Source organism: Thermosediminibacter litoriperuensis (assembly GCF_008124715.1).
Taxonomy (GTDB): Bacteria; Bacillota; Thermosediminibacteria; order Thermosediminibacterales; family Thermosediminibacteraceae; genus Thermosediminibacter; species Thermosediminibacter litoriperuensis.
The window spans coordinates 1-23,122 of record NZ_VNHO01000006.1; the positions used below are offsets into that span (position 1 = coordinate 1).

Here is a 23,122-nt window from a genome sequence, read left to right on the forward strand (position 1 = left end):
AATTTGAATGTCCACAGAATTGATATTTATTATGCTCATCCCTACTCTGCTTGGGAACGGGCCACCAATGAGCGGCACAATGGCCTAATCAGGCGGTTGATTCCTAAGGGAACAGCTATCAAGGAATTATCTTTTTCACAAATCGAACGGGTGCAGAATTGGTGTAATACTCTGCCCAGAAAAATCCTGGGCTACCGGCAACCAGCAGAACTCTTTTTCCGGGAAATAGAGCGACTAACTTACGAACTTCAGCCTTCATGATTGAAAAACCCAACTCATTCGGGTTTCCAAAAAATGTGTCGCATTTAATATTGCAATTTAAGCCGAAAAAAAAGGCCTATTCCTTCAAAAGACCCTGATAATAAGCTTTAACCCCGGATAATATGGCTGTAGCCGCCTTTTCCCTGAATTCGCGCTCCGAAAGTAGCCTCTCTTCCTCGGGGTTGCTCAAGCAAGCTACGTTTACCACGGTGCAGGGGCTGTTGGTCTCCCTCAGGATATAAAGGTCGGCTTCCTTCACGCCGTGGTCCGCCAGGTTCAGAGCGGATATCAGCTCCCTATGGACGCAGAGCGAAAGCCTCCTGCCGTTTTCGTCCCCGGGAAAATAAAATATCTCCGTCCCTCCCATGCTTTCGTCGCTGTAAAAGTTCTGGTGGATGCTCACGGTGATGTCGGCCCTGCTCTCGTTGATTATCTTCACCCTTTCGGGGAGACTTTTGTATTCGTTTTTGTCCCTGGTCATGACCACCCTCGCCCCTTCCTGAACAAGCATTGCCTCTAGGGCTCGAGCTATTTCCAGGTTCACGTAGCCCTCTGAGAGCCCCATAGGTCCGCAGTGGTTGGCTTCTCCTCCCCGGCCGGGGTCGACGGCCACCACCTTGCCGGCAAGGGGTTTTGCTACGGTAGGTTTTTCTACCTCTGACAGCTCCACGCCCGTGAAGTAGAACTTCAGTATCTCGTCAAGGGGGAATCCCAGTAAGGCCATTCCCCTGGCGCCGTACTGGCACATCCCCAATCCGTGGCCGGCTCCCATCACCTCAAAGGTAATACTGGAGACTTTCCAGCTGCAACGGGTGGAAGGCAGATCCAGCAGTTTTTTCACGTCGGCGCCGTCGAACACCATATCGCCTATCCTCACCCTTTTGACCCTGCCGGAAGGGGTACTCTGGACTTTATCCACCAGGCCGGGCACTTCCCTTTTATCGAAGTAATTTTCGTCTAAATTGATACCCAGCCGCTTTTTAAGCTGTCTTATGGAGAAGGTCCTGGTAACCCGCCAGTAGGGGGAGTCCTTGCAGTAATTGCATTCCACCCGCCTGAGGTAGCTTACCCTGTTGCCCCATACGTTTTCGGAATCCTCGGTGTACCCGCCGCACGCGCGGTGGTATACCGCCTCTATGGGGTTGTCGTTATAGGTGAGTATTATCCCGGAAGTATCCTCCACCGCCTTTTTAATCTTTTGCATGTACTCCTCGAATCTGGCCCCCCAGAGCTTCCTGCGGTCATCTTCGTCGAGAAATCCCTGGCAGTGCAGGGGGTCGCTGCACAGGTCGTAATCCGGATATCTGCGGCATCCGGTACCGTCAAAAGCCCTCATCCTCCGCACGGCTATGGTCCTGGCGCATACAGCCTGGGCCTTGAGAGCTTCCGGAGGAAACTCCGCCGGCATGGCGTAGGATACGGCGCCCGCCACGTATTCTTCCATTTCGAGCACCAGATCCCTTTTTTTCTCCACGTCAAATATCCTAACTTTAAGTCCATCGCATCCATCTGTCATATCATCACCATCCCGGATTAATCGTAGGGAGAGCGCGGCAGCCCCTCCCGCAGCTTGCCCCGGGTTCCAATACCGCCTATACCCTTTATACCGGTTATAGTGGCCTCTATCACATCTCTGGCAGAAACTACTTTATCGAACGGTGTAAAGGCCACTTTTTCTATTACAAATACCGGGTCCAGAGCGTGAATGAAAACCCGGTGGGGTGAACTGGCGAAATTTGCGCCGGCTTTTATTAGAGCCTCATAGTGGGACTGGCAGGCGCCGGCGAATATAACCAGGTCATCCAGGGAGGGCTCGTATTTTCTGACTTCCCTGACCGCTTCTATGAAAAACTTGGAATTTCTGTAGGCGTCCACGTTGTTGAAGTCCCTACGGTTTTTTAAAAGGCCGTCGTGTCCGGTTATCACCAGGATATCGGGATTGTACTCCATGACGAGCTGCCTTATCTTCCTGGGCTGATCCTTCTCGGCCAGCTTCACACCGTGGGCCTCGATCCCCAGCTGCCTGTAAGTGGTCAGACATAGCTCCAGGTACTCTTCATCGCCGTCTACATGGAGGACCCTTCCGGGAATATAAAAAAAGCCGTTTTCCTCGGAATTTCCCCGCTTCATCCTGTTTATCTCCACTTCCCTGCGGTAAAAAATCCTCTCCATACACTCGTTGTATTTTCTTATATATTCCTTTTTGTACTCGCGTATTTCCGAAGCAGAAGGAAGTACCAGGTCATCCAGCGGGGCATCGGCAATTACTCTCACGTTTATGCCTCTCAGCAATGCGATACCTTCGTTATCCCTTATCTCCATCACCTTGAAATATATATCCTTGCCGTAAGATATCCGGGCCACCACATCTCCGACTTTTACCCTGGCCATTTGGCACCTCTCCTCACTCAAGCCGCATGAAATCTTTAAGTGTTTAATACATAATATGTTAGCAGAAATGGGTGTGTTAACAACATAAAGGGGTGAAAAAATTGAACATGGCTGTAGTTCCCGCAAAGAACGAGCAGGGCAGGATAGGCAAGGTACTGAATCTCCTCAGCGAAACCGCTGTGGACCGGATAGTCGTGGTACTGAACGGCAGCAGGGATGGAACGCTGAAAGAGATCCGGACCCAAAAACTCTCGAAGGTAGATGTCCTGAGATTCAGGGAACCGCTGGGGTACGACATCCCCAGGGCCGTAGGAGTTTTTTACGCCCTGAAACAGGGAGCTGAATGCGTAATTTTCGTCGACGGCGACATGACCGGCAACCTGCTGCCGGCGGTGAACAGGCTCGTCGACGCCGTTGTCAGCGAAAAAGTAGACCTGGCCATGACAGAGTGCCAGTCAGATATGATCTCGGACAATAAGCTGGCCAGAGAGCTCTATTTATTCCGTAAGCTCTTTAATGAACACCTGGGGATATACCAGAGGGTGGGGGTCGCAATCCCCTCCCACGGACCCTGTGCGGTTTCCAGAAGGCTCATGATAAGCGCAGACATACGGGATTTTGCCGTTCCCCCCGTTATCCTGGCCTTTGCGGTAAAACATCATTTGTGCGTGGAAGCCCCCGTCGCGATGCACAGCAGAGAACTGGGTTCAAAAATGCGGGGGTTTTCACACGCAAAAAAAATCGCCGAGACCATCATCGGCGACATTATCGAGGCTCTGGCTTTTTTCGAAGGCAAGCCCCGGAAGCGTATTTTCCTTCAGAAAGAATATCAGGGCTATAATCCCCGGCGGCGCTTCGACCTGCTGGAAAGATTCATAGCCCTTTACGGCAGAAATCCTGATCGCAGCCCTTCTACTTAGTGTATTTATCCGCAACCTTGGTGGCGCCGAAGGCCTGAGGCTTTATTTTCACCTTGTAACCGCTGCTCATGACCCACCCCACCACCTCGCGGATCAGTTCCTTCGTATCTCCTTTCTGACCTATATCCACGTGGATTTCCACGTCCATGTTGCGGTAGCTGGTCTTTGACAGTTCCTCCTTCAGCAAATTCACCGCTTCCAGGGAGAGGGACGTCTCGGTATATACCTTATGCCGCAGGCTCTTCACCTGGGACATAAACTTCCGCCGGTAATAATACCGGGCGCCCTTCCCCACCCGGTGTACTATAATAGCCGTCACGAAGCATACGTTGTCCCGGGCCTGAGAATCAGTGCCGATAATGAGCTTGTAAGGGGCATTAGGCTCCTCTTCCATAAAGGCAATGATGTCCTTTACTACTTCAGTAATGGGAATCCTTCCTTTTGTAGGGCTGATAAAGTACATCTCAATCCCGTCCTTAACTCTATATATATGTACAAAAGTATATGTACAAAAGCCCCCCACCTTATATATTATATGCTGCCTGAAGCCCCTCGCTGTACACAGTCAGATCAGTCTTCCAGGTTTTTTGATATTTCCCGCGCTAAAGCTGCAAACTCCTGGATGGTCAGCGTTTCAGCCCGGCGGGTGCCGTCGATTCCCGCCCTCCCGAGGGCTTCTTCCACATCACCGGGGGAGAGCCCCAGCCGGCTAATGAGAGAGTTCCGGACGGTCTTTCGCCTTTCGCCGAAGGCAGCCTCCACAACCCTGAAAAACAGCCTTTCGTCTTTAAGGGGTACCACGGGGCCGTCCTTCAGCACCAGCCTTACCACCGCCGAATCCACCTTCGGGGGCGGCAGGAAGGCCGACCTTCCCACATGGCATATCAGGTCCACGCCGGCGTAAAGCTGCGCAGCTATGGAGAGTATGCCGTAGTCCTTACTGCCCGGCGCCGCTGCCAACCGCTGAGCCACTTCCTTCTGTACCATAATAACCGCCATTTTGATCAAATGGCGGTTATTTATTATTTTCATTATGACCGGACTGGTTATATAATAGGGGAGATTGGCCACGACCTTGAACTCACCCTCGAAGTACTCCCGCCTCAGCTGATCCATATCTAATTTTAGCACATCTTCCCGCAATAAACAAATATTTTTATAACTTTTTGTCAATTTTTCGAGCACCGGGATAAGATTCGGATCTTTTTCCACGGCTACCACTTTTTTCGCCCGCCGGCAAAGTTCAAGGGTAAGCACCCCGAGGCCCGGCCCTATCTCCAGGACTTCGTCGCTCTCCTGCAGCCGGGCGGCTTCCAGCATCTTATTTAAAGGAGCCTCGTCCACAAGGAAGTGCTGGCCCAGGCGTTTGCTGGGCCTTATGCCGAACTCCCTCATTATAGCCCTGGTGTTCAATTCTTTTCCCCGTCCTCATCCTCGTAATGCCTCACCCTGAAATCCACACCGAGTTCTTCGGCTATCCTCCGGCATTTTTCCACATCGATCCCCGGCACGTCCACCACCGTCAGTATCACCCTGGGGACGTAGTTCTTGCATTTCCTGGCAAATTCCAGCACGGAGTAATAGGCATCCTCTCCGTAATCCGAATTGCACAGTTCCTGGTACTTTTCGGCGTTTTCCGCATTGAGACTTATGGAAACCACATCGACTAGCCCCTTGAACTGCGGGGTAATATCCTCGCCGTATATTAGGTTGCCCAGGCCGTTAGTATTTATCCTTACCGGCACGTTTGGATAATTTCTTTTGAGGTAACGGGCCACGTCGATGACCACCTGCAGCCGCATGAGCGGTTCTCCGTAACCGCAGAATACCACTTCCCTGTACCCGCTCGGGTCCCCTATAGCTTCGATAATCTCCTTCGTTGTAGGTTCCTTCTCCAGCCACAGGTTGTACCCTTCGATCGCGTCGCCAAACTGCCTTATGCAGAAGGAGCACCTGTTGGGGCACCGGTTGGTGATGTTAAGGTACAGGGAATCTCCTATCGGATAAGCTATCATATCCATTACACCGTCCATTAAGTATGATTTTGATGCAACGCTGTTATTTTAACACAAACGCGTGAAATTGAAAATACGCCGGGGTAGTTTCTCCCCTGCAAAGGAGATTATACCGTTAGAAATTATTTAAAATCAATATTGAAAAGGCTTACCGCATTACGGTGCGTGATTTCTACCACTTCTTCCACCGGGACCCCCCAAATTTCGGCCAGGGCTGCGGCTATATACGGCAACCGGGTGGGATCGTTCCTCCTGCCCCGGAAGGGTTCCGGCGAGAGGTAGGGGCAGTCGGTCTCCAGCAGAATCCTGTCGCGGGGAAGGCCGGCCGCCACCTCTCTCGTCCTCGCGGCGTTTTTGAAGGTCAGGATACCGCCGAAAGAGAAATAAAACCCGAGCGCCAGGAGCTCCGCCGCCGTTTCCGGGCTACCGGAATAACAGTGCATGAGACCCTTTCGCACAGCCGATTTTTTCAAAATTTCCAGGGTGTCGCCATGGGCCTCCCGGCTGTGTACAACCACCGGGAGGCCCAGTTCCCGGGCCAGGGAAAGCTGTTCCTCGAAAACCTTTTTCTGCACATCCCTGGGCGAAAAATTGTAATGGTAATCCAGGCCGATTTCCCCGACGGCTACCACCTTCGGGTCCCGGGCCATCTCCCGCAGGGCCTCCAGGTAACCGGCGGGAACCCCGGAAGCTTCGTGAGGGTGAATGCCCACACAGGCGTATACGAATTCGTATTCCCGGGCGAGCCGCAGGGATAAGCGGCTGCTCTCCAGGTCCGAGCCGGAATTTATGACCGTAATGCCCCGGCTCTTTATTTCTTCCAGCAGTTGGTCCCTGTCACCGTCAAAAGCCTCATCGTCCAGGTGGGCGTGAACGTCGACCAGCATTATATCACCCCTTACTTTACCTTAGCCCCCGGTTCTATGTCGTTTTCCACCGTGACGAGAGTGAGCTTATCCTTCGTCGATGCAGCAAGGAGCATACCCTGGGATTCCACCCCTTTGAGTTTCGCCGGTTTCAGGTTGGCCACTACGACGATCTTTTTTCCCACCAGTTCCTCGGGGCTGTAGTGCTTTGCTATGCCGGCGACTATCTGGCGCTCCTCTTCCCCTATCTTCACCTTGAGTTTGAGGAGCTTGTCGGCACCTTCGATCCTGGCAGCCTCCAGCACCAGCGCCACCCGAAGGTCTATTCGGGCAAACTCGTCTATTGATATCAGGCCGTCCCGGCTGTCATCGCATTTTACGACTGCGGCTTTCTGCTCCACAGCTTTTTCCTCCTTCCCGGATCCGGATTCGGTTTTTACTTCGACCGCATTTTCTATTCTCGGGAAAATTATCCGTTTACCGCCTATCTTCAAGCCTGCCGGCAGACATCCCCATTTGCGGACGCTTTCCCAGGTGAAAAGGCTTTCGTCCGCGATGCCCAGCTGCTGCCTGATTTCCGAGGGCGTATTGGGCATTATCGGGGAAATGTGGACCGATATAATGCGAAGAGCTTCGGCCAGGTTATAGAGGACCGTCGCCAGGCGCTCCCTTTTGCCCGGGTCTTTTGCCAGGGTCCAGGGCGCCGTCTCGTCGATGTACTTGTTGGCCCTCCCGATGAACTTCCAGATCGCTTTTAGAGCTTCGGTGATTTCAAGCCGGCTTATGAGGCTCTCCAGCCTGTCCGGCAGCTCCCCGGCTAAGGCTATGAGTTCATGGTCAGGACCTTCCGGAAGCCCGGGAGCTGGTATATGCCCGCCGCAGAACTTCTCGATCATGGTGACTGTACGGGAAAGCAGATTGCCCAGGTCGTTGGCCAGGTCAGCGTTGTACCTCTCTACGAGGCCCGGTTCTCCCACCGCACCGTCCTGGCCGTAGGGCAGTTCGCGCAGGAGGTAGTAGCGGACCACATCCGGCCCGTATTTCTCCGCCAGGGCGAAGGGGTCCACCACGTTGCCCAGGCTCTTGGACATCTTCCGCCCGTCGGGCCCGAGCAGGAAGCCGCCCACGTTCAGGCAGCGGTATAGCGGGATCCCGGCGGATTTGAGCATTGTGGGCCAGAATACAGCGTGGGGTTTTAATATATCCTTGCCTATAAGGTGCCAGGCGTGGGTCCAGAACCGGTGGTATTTTTCACCCTCAGGGTAACCCAGGGCGGAGACGTAGTTCAAAAGCGCATCGAACCACACGTAGGTGACGTGGTTCTCGTCCCAGGGCAGCGGAATCCCCCAGGGAACCCGCCGGCGGGGGCGGGATATGGAAAGATCACCTATGGGCTCCGAGAGCATCGAGAGCACCTCGTTCCGGTATCCTTCGGGGCGGATGAAATCCGGGTTGGCCTGGATGTGGCTTCTTAGCCATTCCCGGTACTTCTCCATGCGGAAGAAGTAGTTGCCCTCCCGCCTCCTCTCCGGCACCGTGCCGTGGTCGGGGCAGCACCCGTCGACCAGTTCCTTCTCGGTGAGGAAGCGCTCGCACCCCACGCAGTAAAGGCCCTCGTACTCGCCGTAATAGATGTCTCCGGCGTCGTAAACCTTTTGGAGCACGTACTGCACCACCTTTTTGTGCCTTTCCTCCGTGGTGCGGATGAAGTCGTCGTACTCGATGCAGAGCTTTTCCCAGGCCTCCCTGAACCGGGCGCTCATGCGGTCCACAAAGGCCTGGGGTTCCTCGCCGTTCTTCTGGGCGGCTTGGGCTATCTTCTCGCCGTGCTCGTCGGTACCGGTGAGGAAAAAGGTGTCGTACCCGGCGAGCCGGTGCCAGCGGGCCAGGAAATCGGCCACGATGGTGGTGTAAGCGTGGCCTATGTGCGGCTCTGCGTTGACGTAGTAAATGGGCGTTGTAATGTAGAAGATCTTGTTTTTCATTACCGTCCCTCCCGAATTTATTTGATTCAGGCGGTGCCGGTACCGCATTTTACCCTCATTAAAAAACCCCCGCCCCGTGAAGGGGCGGGGGCATACCCGCGGTACCACCCTAATTCGCCTTTAAGGCCTCGGAGGTTTTAACGGACCTTGCCGTCACCGCCTACTTTCATTTCAGCGGCACAAGCTCGGGGGCCATGTTCGGCAGGGCTTTCGGTACCGGCTTTCACCTTACCCCGGCTCTCTTGGACCTCATCCCTGCTTACTCTTCCCGTCATCGCCTTTTTGTATTGCATTATATAATAGCACGGCCGGAATATATTGTCAAGTTCAGGAGTGGTACATGGCCCCGAAGGGGGTGTCAGTCTTTTTAAGCCTGCCGCTCTTCACCAGGTTATCCAGGCTTTCCTTCAGGGTCTTTACCTCCAGTTTTACGTCCGGCGCACCGGTATTTAGGGCCTGGATCACTTTCAACAGGTTTGTCTCGTATACGGGAAGATGCGGCTCCAGAAGTCCGAAAAGCTTTTCTTCGGCACTCACCCTGTAACGCTTTATCTCGTCAAAGGGGTTCAGGGTGTGCGGGCTTCTGGTATACGGGTACCTCACCCTTATCGCCACAGTCCTACCGAAAAGCGGCGAGGAAACAAAGGCGTCGCCGGACGGCAGGTAGGGAAGCCGCCGCGCCTCTTCGGCGCCTATATCGGTCTCTTCTGTGATGGTGGCGATGTCGTGGCCCCTCACCGTCCTGAAGATTATTTTCGTGTTTAGCTGGGCGGTCACCGTCTCGTCCAGCAGCGTCGGCCTCTGGGTGGCCAGCACAAGAAAAACTCCGTATTTCCTGCCCTCCTGCGCAATCTCTGTTATCACGCCCTTGCTGGCGGCATCCCTTCCCTTGGGGGCGAAATTGTGGGCCTCATCGGTGGCTATTACAAAGGGCGGGAAGTAATCGGCCGTGCTCTGTCCCCTGAGCTCGCCGTCCTTGTAATCGCGCCTCGCCCTGTAGAGGTTGGAAAGGAGGTACGTGGAGAACACCTGCAGCAGCCATATGGGACCCTGAATAACCGCCAGCTTGCCCGACAGCAGGGCCTCTTTCACCGGCTTTATGTCGTAATTGAATATGCCCGAAGCGTGGAGCCGCCTTAGCCTCCAGGCTATGCCCTGCACCGACACCAGCGGTATGTTGGGGTATTCCTCTATGAGCTCCTTCATTTTTTTATATCTTTCCCTCTCCGCCGGCTCCATATCCTGCTGCAGCATCTTATCTATCCTGATCCGCCCTAGTTCCAGCGCCTCGGCCAGCAGTTCCAGGCGTGAGGAAAAGCTCACGTAGGTGTCGCCTCTGCGGTGCAGGATCTCCACAGCGCTGCTCATGGCCTCGGTCAGCGGCTTCACGGCAGACAGAAGATCCAGAAGGTCCCTTTTCCCTAGGGCCAGGAATTCCACGCCGATATCTTCGCCGATCTGAAATTTTCTGAAGGCCCCGGTAAAATCGGGCGCACCCTCCAGTCCCTCCTCTATGTCAGAAAAATCCATCTCGTAATGGGGGTCCAGTATTATCGAGGGGATTTCCTTCACCATGAGCTCTTCCATTATGACCCGGAGTCCGTAGGATTTACCCGAACCGGACCCGCCGAAAATGCCGATGTGCGGGTATTGCTGGAAGGACTTCAGATCCAGCAGGAAGGGCACGTTCCTGGTCCTGTACCTCTCCCCTCTGGAGTAGACGTAAAAAAGGCCTTTCAGACTTTCGTCCATGGAAGCAGCCGTTTCCTCGGTGTTTTTTATCTCCCCCAGGGCAAGTCCACCTTCCCTGTCGGACCTGACCAGAAAATCCCTGACCTCCGAAAAATCCGGGAGATGTGCTTTCGCCCCGGTAGTCACCGGGAAGCTGGCCTCGGTCATCAGCTTTACCCTGGCTATATTGATCTCGTCCTCGCTGATGGAGTATCCCAGGCGCTCCAGGGACTCCAGCACCCGGGCGTCGATAAAATCGTGGTTTATGGAAAGGGGTATGAAGCGGTTGTAAGAATTCGCCTCCACCACCTCGCCTATGAGCGGACCCTGGTAGGGGTCGTCTATCACCAGTATCTCGTTTATCCGAAACTTTCTCTCCTTCGCAGCCACAAAAATCTCCTGAGGAGTAGTGAGACCCACCACCTGCATTTCGGCTTCTCCTTTCACTATAGTTTCAAAAGCGGGCCGGGAACGACGGGGCCGCCCCGGCGCAAAAGGCAAGCAGGCCTTGTCGTTTGAAGCCCGATACCTACGGGCTGCGTTTCGCGCGCTTGGGCGCCAGGAATTCGGCGTAGTCGGCCCCCAGGTAAGTCTTTAAAAGCCCTTCTATGGTCGCATCGGATATCTTCACCTTTTTGTCTATAAGGTCCAGCCACAAGGGAATTCCCCTGCCGGATTCAGGGGTGAGGGTATATATCAGGTTTTCCACGAGCCCCAGGTACTCGTACTGTTCCTCCAGCAGGTCGATGCCGATAGGCTTGGGATCACCCGAGGTGCGCATAAATATGGTGCGGAATCCCTCCTTAAAGCAGCCCGGCGCCACTTCCAGCCCCTCGCCCACGTCCAGCACGCCGAAGAGCAGCTCCCAGTCGCAGGCGCCGGTCACGGCCTCGGGCAGGACGCCCTTCAGCGCCGAGCTTATAACCCGCGTGGAGATACCTTCCACCACACCGGCCAGCAGGGTACCCGAATCCAGCGCCGCTTCTTTAAGCTTTTCCCAGAGGTGTTTTGCCTCTATTTTCAACCTTACCAGCGAACCGTCGATGAGCAGCACCGCAGGGCTGAATTTTTCTACAGCCGACAGCGCCGCCCGGGCTTCCAGCCCCGCCAGGCTGGTTTTCACCAGCTCCTGGTAGCCGGCCTCGTCCACCGCTTCCTCAAAGAGCAGCGGGCAGATCACGTGCTGAAAATATATTTCCTCTTCCGCCACCGTACTTTTAGCCATAGCCTGCTGGAGAGTTATTACGTACGGGAAAATCCCACCGGTACTGTTGGTAGAACCGTCCACGCCGGCAACGCCGCCCTTTTTCATTACTCGCTCGAGCTCAATTTTAGACATTTTCCGACTTTTTATGAACCTTCCCATGCCGCTCTCGACTATATATGCCCTCATGCCGGCCCTGTCCGGCCTCTGTTCGAGCCTTTTTCTCACGGCCCCGGCCGCCTGCCGGAATTCGTTTTTCAAGCCTTCGTTCAACTCCTGCAAACCTAATCACTCCCGTGGGATGTTAAAAAAATGTTATCAATTTTTATACAATGTTGACTTTTATTGGTAGTTTTGGTATGATTTTCAGAGGGGGTAAATGTCGAAAAAAGTAAAAAGGGGGCAAAAAACTAGATGAAATCAACGGGGGTTGTCAGAAAAGTTGATGAATTGGGCCGGGTCGTTATCCCCATAGAGCTCAGGCGCACCCTGGACATCAGCGAAAAGGACGCCCTTGAAATCTATGTGGATACCGATAAGATTATTCTGAAGAAATACCAGCCCGGATGCATATTCTGCGGAAGCGCGGAGAATATCATTGTCTTTAAGGGAAAGAATATTTGCCAAAAGTGCGCAGGCCAAATCGAACAAGCGAAAAAAAATTAAAGAAGAGACTCCTGTCTCTTCTCTTTTTTATTTTTAGCCAAGACTATAGTACATTAAATTTGGAGAATTGTCAAGAATTTCCGCAACTTCCGCCCTCCATCATCTCCCTGGAACGGCGGGCGGCGCTGTTCACCGCCTGTATTATGCAATTGGTAAAGCCCATCCTCTCCAGGGTTTCTATACCCGCCATCGTCGTACCTCCCGGCGACGTAACCTTTTTCCTAAGGCAGACGGGGTGTTCTCCCGTCTCCTTTACCATCTTGGCGGCCCCAAAGACCGTCTGAACCGCAAGCTCATACGAAATCTCCCGGGGGAGACCCTCCTTCATGCCGGCTTCGGTGAGGGCTTCCATCATCAGGTATACATAGGCGGGCCCGCTGCCGGAAAGGGCGGTAACCGCATCCAGCCATTTTTCGTCCACTTTTATGACCTGGCCCACCGAGGAAAAAATCCTGAAGGCCTTTTCCAGGTCATCCCGTCCCGCATGACGCCCGGCGGCGATAGCAGTGGCCGACTCCTTCACCTGACACGACGTGTTTGGCATGGCTCTGATCACCCTAATCCGCTTCCCGGCAAATTCCTCAATCCGGGATGTGGTGATGCCGGCGGCCACCGAAATTATGGTGTGCTGCTGTGTCAGAAAATCTCTTATCTTCAGCATGATGCCTTTTACATCCCCGGGTTTTACGGCGATAACCAGCGTGCCGCATTCTCCAACCAGCCTACCGTAGTCTCTAGTAGTATTTACACCGTAGGTTTTTTCAAAAAATTTCAGGCGGTCATCGTTTTTCCTGTTTATAACGAAGATATCCTCCGGCGCAAGCACCGAAGCGCTTAATATCCCCTTCAAAAGGGCTTCTGCCATAGAACCTGCTCCAAAAAATCCCAGCCTGTTCTGCATAAGGTATCACCTCCCCATATTCCCCGCATAAAACAAAAAACCCTTCACCACAAAAAGGGCGAAAGGTTTTATTCCGCGGTACCACCTTTATTGGCCGCTCGGCCCGCTCGTTCCGGTACGCCCCGGGTTTATGATCCGGGGTTATACCTTCCCTTTTAACGGTAGGATTACCGGTTAGGCTCATCGCCTCCAGCTCCGGGACGGGTTCGGAAAATCCTGCGCAGGAAGCCTTTCAGCCTGTGGACTTCCCTCTCTTTCCGCCGGGATTTTACCTACTTTTTCCCTTCAACGCCTTCTTCGGATTTATAAATATACGATAATTATTATACCTTATTCTCAGCCAAAGTCAACATCGGCGGCTTTTCAATTTTTACAATAAGTCACGCACGGGCTAGAAAATAAATATGCTATGATCAAGCTGGGGCCGCTGCAAATCAGCGCAGGCCTTGGGCCGGCGCCCTGACATCACTCTTTTTCGCTTTCTACCAGCAGCTTATACGCTTCCCTTCTCGAAACCCCCAGTTCTTTCGCAGCTGTCTTCATGGCCTTTTTTTTATCCATTCCCTGGTTCATGTAAGTCCTTATCCTGTCTAAAAGCAGTCGCCTTGATTCTTCATCCTCGAGATCAATACCGCCCGTTTCGGGTTTCTCCCCCCTGAATCCCTCCAGCACCAGCACAATTTCGCCCCTGGGAGGCTCACTCCGGTACCTCATTACAGCCTCTTCCACCGAACCCCGGAAAAATTCCTCGTGAACCTTGGTCATCTCCCTGGCAACGGTTATTCTCCTGTTCCCCAGGATCTCCCGGATGTCCGAAAGGCTCTTTAAAAGCCGGTGGGGCGCTTCATAAAATACGATGGTTCTTTCCTCATCTTTGAGCTCCGCCAGCCTTTTTCGCCTCTCGCTGGATTTTTGAGGAAGAAAACCCTCGAAAACGAATTTGCCGGTGCTCAACCCTGACGCGGCGACGGCGCATATCACCGCCGACGGCCCCGGCAGCGGCACGACCCTGATCCCGGCTTCCACCGCCTTTTTTACCAGGTCTTCCCCCGGGTCGGAGATTCCGGGCGTGCCCGCATCCGAAACCAGAGCTACGCTTTTGCCCTCCAGAAGGTCCCTCACGATCTCCTCGCCTTTTTCAGCCCTGTTGTGTTCCCGGTAGCTGGTGAGCGGCGTCTTTATGCCGTAATGGTTTAAAAGCTTTCTGGTAACCCTCGTATCCTCGGCGGCGATGTAATCGACTTCCTTTAAAACCCTCAAAACCCTCAGGGTTATGTCTTCCAGGTTTCCTATGGGCGTCGGACAAAGGTAAAGAATCCCGGGCTCTTTTTTTTCAGCCATGGCCGAACATCCCTCTCTTTATACGGCAGGTAGAAGTGTATTCGTAATCCGATAAAATAATTATAATATTTTTCCCGGACAAATAAAATGGGTCGGTTCCCGCGAAGAAAGCGCACGAGGATTTTGCCAATTGTCAAGCCGGGGGTATTGAAAGAGAAGCGGAGCCCTACAGCCTGCTTCTTGTTTGTGGATAAATCTGTGGAAACTGTGTACATCTCTTTACAATTGCGCACCAAACGGGTATAATGTTGGAAATTTGCATATTTTGCAAAGGTTATGTATAAGGAGGGGGCCAAAATGTTCACCGGTGAAAAGGTGAGGTTGAGAGCTTATCGAAAGGAGGACCTGGATAAGGCGCTCCAATTTATTAACGACCCGGAAGTACGGCGTTTCCTTGCTCCCGGCATTCCGTTCCCTATGACAGTAGCCGATGAAGAGAAATTTCTGTCAAAGCAGAGCGCCTTCAACACCGATGCCTATTCGTTTGCCATAGAAACCCTGGAAGGAGAGTACATTGGCGGCTGCGGCATAAATAATATCGACTGGAAGAACAGCGTTGCGGTCGTAGGAATTTTTATCGGCAATAAAGACTACTGGGGAAAGGGATACGGCACCGACGCCATGCGGGTCCTTTTGCGATTCATCTTCGAGCAGATGAACATAAATAAAGTCAAACTCTTCGTCTACGACTTCAACAAGAGGGCCATCCGGTGCTACGAAAAATGCGGGTTCAAAGTGGAGGGAGTGCTGCGGCAGGAGATATACCGGGACGGCGAGTATCACGACCAGCTGGTCATGGGAATTCTGCGCAGCGAGTGGTTCGGCGCCGAAAATAGGAGGTAATTTACTGGAAAATTTCAGCTTATGAGGTATTGGCTTCGACCGCACCCCCGCTCTGGGCGTTTTAAAAATTTTCTGATGTAAAATTAAAAGGAAAAGGTTATTTTCCGTAGAATATATAATATAATTATTAATAATATTACCCAAAACCATATAAATTCCTGCTGGGGGAGCTTCGGCTGAGAGGAAACCCGGGGCTTCGGGTTTCGACCCCTTGGACCTGACCAGGGTAATGCCTGCGTAGGGAAGCAGTCCGGTAGCAATGCCCCGATTCCGGGGCACGAATCGAACTTAGCCCACCTACTCGGGTGGGTTAATTTATTTTGAGGAGGATAAGATTATGAGACTCGCCCTTACGATCGCCGGCTCCGATTCCGGAGGGGGAGCCGGAATTCAGGCCGACCTCAAGACTTTCAGCGCCCACGGAGTATTCGGGATGAGCGTCATAACCTCCGTCACCGCCCAGAACACAAAAGCGGTGATCGGAGTTGAGGACGTCTCTCCGGAAATGGTTTACCTGCAGATAAAGGCCGTGTTCGAGGACCTGCCGCCCGATGCGGTGAAGATAGGCATGGTATCCTCGGAGAGCATAATAAGGTCCGTTGCGAGAGGCCTTGATGAATTCGGTCCGGAAAAAGTGGTGCTGGACCCGGTCATGATCTCGAAAAGCGGGCACGCCCTCTTGAAGCCCAACGCCGTTGAGGCCCTGAAAAAGGAACTGCTTCCCAGGTGCCTTGTAGTCACCCCCAACATACCCGAGGCGGAGGCCCTGAGCGGAATGAGCATAAAGGGCGTCGAGGATATGAAGAGGGCCGCCGAAAGGATTATGTCCTACGGCTGCCGGGCGGTGGTCGTTAAGGGGGGCCACCTGGAAGGAGACGCCCTGGACGTATTTTTCAACGGCCGGGAATTTCGAGAGCTCAAGTCTGAAAAGATCTGCACGAGAAACACCCACGGCACCGGTTGCACCTTTTCCTCGGCGGTAGCCGCGAACCTGGCTCTGGGCTATGACCTTTTTACATCGGTCAGGCTCGCAAAGGAGTATATCACTGTGGCAATAAAAAATTCCCTGAATATAGGCGGGGGGGTGGGGCCCGTCCACCACTTTTACGAGCTATACCGCAGGTCGGGATTGAACGTATAGGGGAAGGGAGGTGACAGCATTGAAACCGGACTTTACCCTTTATGCCGTAACCGACAGGTCATACCTTAACGGCAGGGACCTGGTCGAAGCCGTGGAAGAAGCCATAAAGGCCGGAATAACGGTGCTGCAGCTGAGGGAAAAGAACGCGCCGGGGAGGGAGTTTTACGAGCTGGCCCTCCGGCTCAGGGAGCTGACCAGAGTTTACGGTATCCCCTTTATTATTAACGACCGGGTGGACATAGCCCTGGCGGTGGATGCCGACGGCGTCCACGTGGGCCAGGAAGACATCCCGGCGGATGTGGCAAGAAAAATCATAGGACCCGGCAAAATCCTGGGCGTCTCGGCCAGCACCGTGGAAGAAGCCATCAGGGCCGAACAAGACGGAGCCGATTATCTGGGAGCCGGCGCCGTATTTCCTTCCCCCACCAAGCCCTCTTCCGAAGCAATCGGCCTGGAAGGCCTGAAAAAAATCAAAAACGCGGTTAAAATTCCTGTAGTTGCCATAGGAGGCATCACCGGGGACAACGCCAAAGAGGTTACGGCAACCGGAGTCGACGGCATCTGCTGCATTTCAGCGGTATTTTGCGGCGACATAACCGAAAACGTCATTGCATTGAGGCGGACGATATCCGCATCAAAGAAATCTTAACGGAGTCATTTTTTGTAGGGAAGTTTCAAAAGTTCCGGGACGGTCACGAACCGGTAGCCTTCCTTTTTCAGCGTCACGATGACATCCTCCAGAGCGGCCACGGACCCGGCGAGGTTCTCTTCTTTGCTACCGGCGGAATGTTGCAGTATTATGCTGCCTTCTCTGACGTTTTCCAGGATGTTGGCCCGAACCTGTTCGGCGGTCAGGCTCTTCCAGTCCAGGGAATCCACGTTCCAGGCGACAATCTTATAGTTTAACTTCTCTATCTCTTTTACCCTCGCCTCATCGATGGATCCATAGGGAGAGCGGAAGAGGGCGGGGCGATAGCCGGCAAGCTTGCTCAACACCTCTTCCGCCTTCATTATTTCCTGAACCATGGCCTTATTGTCCATTTTCATTATATTGGGGTGACTCCAGGTATGGTTGCCCACTACGTGCCCCTCGCGCACCATTCTTTTGACCACGCCGGGAAAAAGTTCAGCCCTTTTGCCTATCAGGAAAAATGTGGCCTTTACGTTATGTTGTTTTAAAACATCCAGGATTTGCGGGGTATAGACCGAATCCGGACCGTCATCGAAAGTCAGGGCTACCAACCTGACATTTCTGGGACCTTCCCGGTAAAACAATTTCGGAAACCGGGAACTCAGATCATCGATCTTGCGCTGGGGAAAACCACGGTTATCCCGCTCCGAACCTCCGGCCAGTTCAAAGTGTTCCGTTATCTCGTCAGGAGAACGGGAGGGATATGTAGGCGGTCGAAATCCCAGCCTGTTGGGGACAAACCGGAGTTCATAATCGTTGATATGCGCCCATAAGAGCAGGATACCGGCTGTTAACAAAATTCCGGCGACCAGCAGCCTTCTCATTTTCCCACCTCAAATATAGAGTGACCATAAATTCCCGGTCTTATTACATCTTACATGCCGGAATCTGAAGCCGCCCGCCCGTTTGATGGTGTGTGACTGAAGCCGTGGCGAAAATATGATATAATACTATAAATGCAATGCGATGTGAACAGAAGGAGGCAGCGCATTTTGACGGAAATGAAAGACTACATGGTCAGGGCTATCGACGAGGATGCCGGAATTCTGGCTTTTGCCGCCCGCACTACAGAGATGGTGGAGAAGGCCAGGACTACCCACGGCTGTTCTCCTACAGCCACGGCAGCCCTGGGCCGGCTGCTCACAGCGGCGGCTATGATGGGTTCCATGCTCAAGGACGAAGGGGATACAGTAACCCTAAGGGTGGACGGCGGCGGCCCGGCCGGAACTCTTCTTGCCTTTTCGGATTTCAGGGGGAACGTGAAGGGATACATGGGTAACCCCTCGGCCGACCTGCCCCTTAACGAAAAGGGCAAGCTGGACGTGAGCGGTATAGTTGGCCGGGAAGGTACGCTTACGGTAATAAAGGACCTGGGGCTGAAGGAGCCTTACGTAGGACAGGTCCCCCTGGTTTCCGGCGAAATCGCCGAAGACATCACCTATTATTTTGCCAGATCCGAGCAGGTGCCTTCGGCGGTCAGCCTGGGCGTACTTGTAGACAGGGACCAAAGGGTTAAGGCGGCGGGGGGATTTATCATACAGCTTCTGCCGGGCTCCACGGAAGAAACCGCAGTTTTCATCGAGGAAAAAATTAAAGGCATTAAGCCGGTCACCGAACTCCTGGATGAAAAAAATTCTCCGGAGGACCTGATAAACCTGATACTCCCCGGCTTCAAGCTGAAATTCCTGGCCAGGCAGCCTGTAAGTTACCGCTGCTCCTGTTCCCGGGAAAGGCTGGAGAGTGTGCTTTTAAACCTGGGTCGGGGAGAGGTGGAGGAAATCCTCAAAGCCCAGCAGCGGATAGAGCTGGTGTGCCAGTACTGCCGAGAAAGGTACGAATTCACCGGCGAAGATGTGAGGCGGATCTTTGATAACGCTTAAAACCCGGTTCTTAAAAAAATAGAGGCTGTCCTTAAATTTTCAGGACAGCCTTTTAAATTTCGCCGCAAAATAGTTACACCAGTCCCAGCGCCTGCAGGGTTTCCTTCAAAGCCTGTTTAGTCTTTTCATCGGCCGGGGTAAGCGGCGGCCGCAGTCCCCCAACTTTAACACCGATCATGTTCAGGGCTTCCTTCACCGGGATGGGGTTCGTGACTATGAAAAGCACCCGGAAGAGGTCGAAAAGCTTCAGGTGGATTTCACGGGCCTTATTCACATCGCCCTTTTCGAAGGATTCGATCATCTCTTTTATTTCCCGGCCTACGATGTGGGAGGCGACGCTGACTATGCCTTTGGCCCCGAGGGCGAGCATCGGCAGCGTGAGGCTGTCGTCGCCGCTGTATACGTCCAAGTCCGGCGCCAGAATCCTGGTCTTGCTGGTCTTATCCAGGTTGCCGCCCGCATCCTTCACCGCCGCGACATTTTTCACTTTGGACAGTCTCATTAAAGTCTCGGGCTCGATGGTGACCGCAGTCCTGCCGGGGACGTTGTACAGCATGACCGGTATGTCAACAGCCTCGGCTATCATCTTGAAGTGCTGATAGAGCCCCTCCTGGGTTGGTTTATTGTAGTAGGGACTCACCAGCAACAGGCCGTCGACCCCTATTTCCTGGGCCTTCAGCGAAAGCTCGATGCTGTGGCGGGTATTGTACGAACCCGTGCCGGCGATTATCTTCGCCCTGCCCCGGGCCACTTCCTTCGCCAGCTTGTAGAGGGTGAGTTTTTCTTCATCGGAAAGGGTTGGAGATTCTCCCGTGGTGCCGGTAACTACCAGGGCGTCGCTGCCGTTATTTATGAGGTAATCCACCAGGTTCTCGAAAGCGGCGTAGTCCACGTTTAAATCCCCGTCAAAAGGGGTCACCATGGCGGTTATGACTCGGCCGAAGTCCATAAAAAATTCCTCCTTCTGTCAGTTTTAAAAAAACCGTATCCGTACTATTATATTTCGCCCGGGTGCCGGGCGTGAACGGTCCAATATAAAAAAACGGGGCTTATCACCCCTACCTGTCGTCCCTGTTGTAAAGCCCGAATAAGGCGATCAGCCTTAAAAGCTGCAGAATGGCCATAAGGGTGGCAGCTACGTAGGTGAGTGCCGCGGCGCTCAGGACGCTGCGAACGGGCCCCACCTCGTCCGGAGTGATAAATCCCGCACCTTCCAGGGCTGCCACTGCCCTGCTGCTGGCGTTGTATTCAACGGGTAATGTTATCAGCTGAAAGATAACCGCGGCGCTGAAGAACAGTATACCCAGCGTCGCTAGGAATTCGGAGCTTAAAAGCAGCCCTATGAAGAATAGAGGAAAGGCCATCTGAGACCCGATGCCCGCCAGAGGCACTATGGTATTTCTGAAAGCCAGCGGCACATAGCCGACGTCGTGCTGGATGGCGTGGCCGCATTCATGGGCCGCAACACCCAGGGCCGCCAGCGACCTGCCGTTATAAACCTCCGGCGAGAGCCTCAATACTTTGCGGCGCGGATCGTAATAGTCCGACAGCCTGCCCCCGGTCATCTCTACCGATACGTCGTATATACCGTTCCTCCTCAGGATCTCCCTGGCCACTTCTGAACCGGTCAGTCCTATCCTGGCCGGGACCCGGAGGTACCTTTCAAAGGTGGTGCTTACCTTGGCTTGGGCGTAAAATGCCAGCACCAGCGCCGGTAACAATATAATCCACGTCGGATCGTAAAACCAGAAGGGAAACATATCCGCACCTCCTGACGGAAAATATACCCTATCCGGGTATTATGCCTATCTATAAATATAATAAACCGTAAGTCTATACCGGTCAAGACCCTTTCGGCTCCACTTCCTCCACCGGAAACTCCTTATTTTCGCCGGTCTCCACTAGGCGAACCGTCACCGTACCTTTGCCCTTGTTCACAGAAACCACCGTACCCTCCCCATAGGGGGTGATTACTGCGGAATCCACCTCGGGCATTCCGCCGGCCTCCCTGCAGGATTCGCAGCACTTGGCGGCTTCACAGTAGCCGTCGTACTCGAACCTAAGACAGCACATGAGCCTGCCGCAGAGCCCCGAAATCTTGCCGGGATTCAGGGACAGGTTCTGCTGTTTGGCCATCTTTATGGAAACGGGATCGAATTCCCCCAGAAAAGCATGGCAGCATACGACCCTCCCACAGGGGCCCAAGCCGCCCACCATCTTGGCCTCGTCCCTCACTCCTATCTGGCGAAGCTCTATTCGGGTGCGGAATATGCCGGCCAGGTCTTTCACCAGTTCCCTGAAATCCACCCTGCCGTCGGCCGTAAAGTAAAAGATCAGCTTGGACCTGTCGAAAGTGTACTCCACGTCCACCAGCTTCATGTCGAGGCCGTGCTCTTCTATTTTCTTCACAGCTATATCCGCCGCTTCCCTGGCCTTGACCCGGTTTTCCTCGGCCACCAGTTCGTCCTCCGGAGTAGCCTTCCGGATGACATCCTTGAGGGGGGCTATCACGTCCTCTTCTCTTACATCTTTGGGGCCTATAACCACTTCGCCGTATTCGACACCCCTGGCTGTCTCGACTATGACCCTGTCCCCCACCGAGAGTTCTAAGGTACCGGGGTTGAAATAATATATCTTGCCCGCTTTTTTGAACCTTACCCCTACAACTTTGACCATGCTATATCACCTCCTGCTCCTGGAGCCTGAGGAGCAAATTAAACCACACCAGATTCGCATTTCCCCTGGATTTTACTGCCTCTATCTGCGAGTATAGGGACTCGATGGCGGCTACCAGGGCCCGGGGTGAGAAATTATCCGCTTGCTCCTTTAGTCTGTTCAAAAATTCCCGGTTTTTTAAAGAAGCCCTACTTTTAGTCTTAATCACCAAAAGATCTCTATACACGCCCGCCATAAATTCCATCAGAACATCGGGCTCTATCTCCGTTCCGGCCAGTTTCTGCACGTAAAAGGGTATTTTAGAAAGATCCGGGCGGGAAAAAATTATATCCATCAGAGTCTCCTTTACGTCACCGGGAATTGCCATTTCGCTTTCGTCCAATTTCGAATAATCCAAAATCTGACACCGGGAGACCACTGTTGGAAGCAGGTTCTTCACGTTCTGCGTAAGGAGCAGGAAAATGCCGGCTGCGGGAGGGTCTTCCAGGGTCTTTAACAGCGTATTCTGGGCGTCTTGCGTCATCCTGCCCGCCTCGTGGATCACGTAAACCTTTCTCCTCCCTTCGATGGGAGGCTGTGACGCGCTCAAAATCAAATTCCTAACTTTCTCGATTTTTATCGACGACCCATCGGGAAATACGTGAAAAAGGTCCGGGTGGCTTCCCTCCCTTATGCGGCGGCAGCAGTCGCAGAAGCCGCAGGGGGGGCCGTAATCATTGCAGTTGGCGGACTGAGCCAGCTCCACAGCTCTTTTGGCCGTTTCCTCTTCAGATCCGATGAGAATATAAGCGTGAAAAATTTTACGCATACAGGTCAAGGAGCAGCCCTCTTATCTCGTCGACTATCGCCAGGACCCTCACCGCATCGGCGCTCTCCGAAAGGACGAGTTCGGTGAGTTCCAACAGCTTCCGGTCCACTATTCGGACAGCGGTCAGCACCGTCTGGCGGCCGTAGCGGTTGAAAAACCTCTCTTCTTTCAGGTCAAGCCCTGATTCCACGCACTGCCTGAGGAACCTGGCCAGCATTTCCCTGTATTTTTTCAGGTCGGCGAGGCTCATGGTTTTGACAAGACGCCTCCCCTGCTCCTCGATGGACGCCAGCATTCCCTCCAGCTGCTCCCTTATACACACCTCCCGGGCGCTTTTCAAAAGCTCTTGAAACCGGCTTCCACCCGAGGCCGCCCTATGGGGTACGTACCCGGATGCCGCCAATACTTCTTCGGAAGATAAACCCCGCACCCTTATCATATCTTTTCAAACCTCTCCACATTCATGACAAACACGGTGGCACCGCCCACGGTTACTTCTATGGGATATGGAATCATAGTCTCTCCCGGCGCCGCCGGGAAAGGAGTGACCACCTGTTTCCTGGGGCGGCAGATCCTTTCGATTATCTTTATCACATCTTTCAGCCTTTCCTCTTCCACGCCGATCATGAGCGTGGTGTTGCCCCGCTTCAGAAAGCCGCCCGTGCTGGCCAGCCTGGTGACACCGATGTTGTTCCTGGTGAGTTCTTCCACCAGCTTCGCCGAGTCGATATCCTGGACCACAGCCATTATCATCTTCACAGGGCACCGCTCCTCACACAATAATTTTTATAAAATGCTCAAT

At 53.4% G+C, this 23,122-nt stretch carries 25 protein-coding genes, 1 riboswitch and 1 other annotated feature; of the genes, 7 read left to right on the forward strand and 18 right to left on the reverse strand.

Annotated elements, in window-relative coordinates; genetic code table 11:
• On the forward strand, positions 1 to 261 hold a 261-nt coding region (locus tag LZ11_RS03290), incomplete at its 5' end, for an IS30 family transposase (protein ID WP_148866487.1).
• Between the two features lie 76 nt (positions 262 to 337).
• Here LZ11_RS03290 and spoIID read toward each other — a convergent pair.
• Complete coding sequence (gene spoIID, locus LZ11_RS03295; protein ID WP_148866488.1) at positions 338 to 1,777, reverse strand: stage II sporulation protein D; 1,440 nt, start codon at positions 1,775 to 1,777, stop codon at positions 338 to 340.
• Between the two features lie 17 nt (positions 1,778 to 1,794).
• A complete protein-coding gene (gene yabG / locus LZ11_RS03300; RefSeq protein ID WP_148866489.1) occupies positions 1,795 to 2,652 on the reverse strand; it encodes a sporulation peptidase YabG in 858 nt (285 codons plus the stop codon).
• Between the two features lie 107 nt (positions 2,653 to 2,759).
• Between yabG and LZ11_RS03305 the strand changes: the two genes are divergently transcribed.
• The gene (locus tag LZ11_RS03305) at positions 2,760 to 3,572 is read left to right on the forward strand and encodes a glycosyltransferase (protein WP_246110697.1); all 813 of its coding nucleotides are present in this window, start codon (positions 2,760 to 2,762) and stop codon (positions 3,570 to 3,572) included.
• On the opposite strand, the gene LZ11_RS03310 is transcribed toward LZ11_RS03305, so the two are convergent.
• From LZ11_RS03310 to LZ11_RS03340, 7 genes are all read right to left on the reverse strand, one after another.
• A complete protein-coding gene (locus LZ11_RS03310; protein WP_148866491.1) occupies positions 3,565 to 4,035 on the reverse strand; it encodes a ribonuclease H-like YkuK family protein in 471 nt (156 codons plus the stop codon). The two genes, LZ11_RS03305 and LZ11_RS03310, sit on opposite strands and share 8 nt — an antisense overlap.
• Positions 4,036 to 4,142: 107 nt before the next feature.
• Entirely contained in the window at positions 4,143 to 4,985 is an 843-nt protein-coding gene (rsmA, locus tag LZ11_RS03315) for a 16S rRNA (adenine(1518)-N(6)/adenine(1519)-N(6))-dimethyltransferase RsmA (RefSeq protein WP_148866492.1), read from the reverse strand.
• A complete protein-coding gene (locus tag LZ11_RS03320; protein ID WP_148866589.1) occupies positions 4,982 to 5,593 on the reverse strand; it encodes a TatD family nuclease-associated radical SAM protein in 612 nt (203 codons plus the stop codon). The genes rsmA and LZ11_RS03320 overlap by 4 nt, the downstream gene beginning before the upstream one ends.
• A gap of 116 nt (positions 5,594 to 5,709) precedes the next feature.
• Positions 5,710 to 6,474, reverse strand: coding sequence for a TatD family hydrolase (locus tag LZ11_RS03325; protein WP_148866493.1), 765 nt, complete (start codon positions 6,472 to 6,474; stop codon positions 5,710 to 5,712).
• Positions 6,475 to 6,485: 11 nt separating this feature from the next.
• A complete protein-coding gene (gene metG / locus LZ11_RS03330; protein WP_148866494.1) occupies positions 6,486 to 8,438 on the reverse strand; it encodes a methionine--tRNA ligase in 1,953 nt (650 codons plus the stop codon).
• Positions 8,439 to 8,515: 77 nt separating this feature from the next.
• Positions 8,516 to 8,722, reverse strand: a binding site (T-box leader).
• A gap of 43 nt (positions 8,723 to 8,765) precedes the next feature.
• Positions 8,766 to 10,598: an ATP-binding protein gene (locus LZ11_RS03335; RefSeq protein ID WP_148866495.1), complete on the reverse strand. Its 1,833-nt coding sequence runs from the start codon at positions 10,596 to 10,598 to the stop codon at positions 8,766 to 8,768.
• Between the two features lie 100 nt (positions 10,599 to 10,698).
• Complete coding sequence (locus LZ11_RS03340) at positions 10,699 to 11,655, reverse strand: DNA double-strand break repair nuclease NurA (protein ID WP_148866496.1); 957 nt, start codon at positions 11,653 to 11,655, stop codon at positions 10,699 to 10,701.
• 132 nt (positions 11,656 to 11,787) lie between these two features.
• Between LZ11_RS03340 and LZ11_RS03345 the strand changes: the two genes are divergently transcribed.
• The gene (locus LZ11_RS03345) at positions 11,788 to 12,039 is read left to right on the forward strand and encodes an AbrB/MazE/SpoVT family DNA-binding domain-containing protein (protein ID WP_148866497.1); all 252 of its coding nucleotides are present in this window, start codon (positions 11,788 to 11,790) and stop codon (positions 12,037 to 12,039) included.
• A 70-nt stretch (positions 12,040 to 12,109) separates the two neighbouring features.
• Here the strand turns inward: LZ11_RS03345 and proC are convergent, their stop codons facing one another.
• Together proC and rsmI are read right to left on the reverse strand one after the other, a co-directional pair.
• Complete coding sequence (gene proC / locus LZ11_RS03350) at positions 12,110 to 12,940, reverse strand: pyrroline-5-carboxylate reductase (RefSeq protein ID WP_148866498.1); 831 nt, start codon at positions 12,938 to 12,940, stop codon at positions 12,110 to 12,112.
• Positions 12,941 to 13,405: 465 nt separating this feature from the next.
• Complete coding sequence (rsmI, locus tag LZ11_RS03355; protein WP_148866499.1) at positions 13,406 to 14,281, reverse strand: 16S rRNA (cytidine(1402)-2'-O)-methyltransferase; 876 nt, start codon at positions 14,279 to 14,281, stop codon at positions 13,406 to 13,408.
• A 297-nt stretch (positions 14,282 to 14,578) separates the two neighbouring features.
• On the opposite strand from rsmI, the gene LZ11_RS03360 reads away from it, so the two are divergent.
• The 3 genes from LZ11_RS03360 to thiE all read left to right on the forward strand — a co-directional run bounded on the left by LZ11_RS03360 (position 14,579) and on the right by thiE (position 16,914).
• Entirely contained in the window at positions 14,579 to 15,124 is a 546-nt protein-coding gene (locus LZ11_RS03360; RefSeq protein WP_148866500.1) for a GNAT family N-acetyltransferase, read from the forward strand.
• 153 nt (positions 15,125 to 15,277) lie between these two features.
• A riboswitch (TPP riboswitch) is annotated at positions 15,278 to 15,385 on the forward strand.
• A 76-nt stretch (positions 15,386 to 15,461) separates the two neighbouring features.
• Complete coding sequence (gene thiD / locus LZ11_RS03365) at positions 15,462 to 16,265, forward strand: bifunctional hydroxymethylpyrimidine kinase/phosphomethylpyrimidine kinase (RefSeq protein ID WP_148866501.1); 804 nt, start codon at positions 15,462 to 15,464, stop codon at positions 16,263 to 16,265.
• A gap of 19 nt (positions 16,266 to 16,284) precedes the next feature.
• A complete protein-coding gene (gene thiE / locus LZ11_RS03370; protein ID WP_148866502.1) occupies positions 16,285 to 16,914 on the forward strand; it encodes a thiamine phosphate synthase in 630 nt (209 codons plus the stop codon).
• Positions 16,915 to 16,919: 5 nt separating this feature from the next.
• Here the strand turns inward: thiE and LZ11_RS03375 are convergent, their stop codons facing one another.
• Entirely contained in the window at positions 16,920 to 17,780 is an 861-nt protein-coding gene (locus tag LZ11_RS03375) for a polysaccharide deacetylase family protein (RefSeq protein WP_148866503.1), read from the reverse strand.
• A gap of 177 nt (positions 17,781 to 17,957) precedes the next feature.
• Here LZ11_RS03375 and hslO point away from each other — a divergent pair, with 177 nt between their 5' ends.
• Positions 17,958 to 18,836, forward strand: coding sequence for an Hsp33 family molecular chaperone HslO (hslO, locus tag LZ11_RS03380; protein WP_148866590.1), 879 nt, complete (start codon positions 17,958 to 17,960; stop codon positions 18,834 to 18,836).
• A 73-nt stretch (positions 18,837 to 18,909) separates the two neighbouring features.
• Here the strand turns inward: hslO and dapA are convergent, their stop codons facing one another.
• The 6 genes from dapA to LZ11_RS03410 all read right to left on the reverse strand — a co-directional run bounded on the left by dapA (position 18,910) and on the right by LZ11_RS03410 (position 23,079).
• Entirely contained in the window at positions 18,910 to 19,785 is an 876-nt protein-coding gene (gene dapA / locus LZ11_RS03385) for a 4-hydroxy-tetrahydrodipicolinate synthase (RefSeq protein ID WP_148866504.1), read from the reverse strand.
• A gap of 109 nt (positions 19,786 to 19,894) precedes the next feature.
• Positions 19,895 to 20,596, reverse strand: a complete 702-nt coding sequence (locus LZ11_RS03390; RefSeq protein WP_148866505.1) for a zinc metallopeptidase — start codon at positions 20,594 to 20,596, stop codon at positions 19,895 to 19,897.
• An 82-nt stretch (positions 20,597 to 20,678) separates the two neighbouring features.
• Positions 20,679 to 21,512 (reverse strand): PSP1 domain-containing protein, encoded by an 834-nt coding sequence (locus tag LZ11_RS03395; protein ID WP_148866506.1) that lies wholly within the window; start codon positions 21,510 to 21,512, stop codon positions 20,679 to 20,681.
• Between the two features lies 1 nt (position 21,513).
• Positions 21,514 to 22,320: a DNA polymerase III subunit gene (locus LZ11_RS03400; protein ID WP_246110698.1), complete on the reverse strand. Its 807-nt coding sequence runs from the start codon at positions 22,318 to 22,320 to the stop codon at positions 21,514 to 21,516.
• A complete protein-coding gene (locus LZ11_RS03405) occupies positions 22,313 to 22,759 on the reverse strand; it encodes a YaaR family protein (RefSeq protein ID WP_148866508.1) in 447 nt (148 codons plus the stop codon). The genes LZ11_RS03400 and LZ11_RS03405 overlap by 8 nt, the downstream gene beginning before the upstream one ends.
• Positions 22,756 to 23,079 carry a cyclic-di-AMP receptor gene (locus tag LZ11_RS03410; protein WP_148866509.1) on the reverse strand — a complete coding sequence of 108 codons (324 nt, stop codon included), beginning with the start codon at positions 23,077 to 23,079 and terminating at the stop codon, positions 22,756 to 22,758. Before LZ11_RS03410 ends, LZ11_RS03405 begins: the two co-directional genes overlap by 4 nt.
• Positions 23,080 to 23,122: the final 43 nt, after the last annotated feature.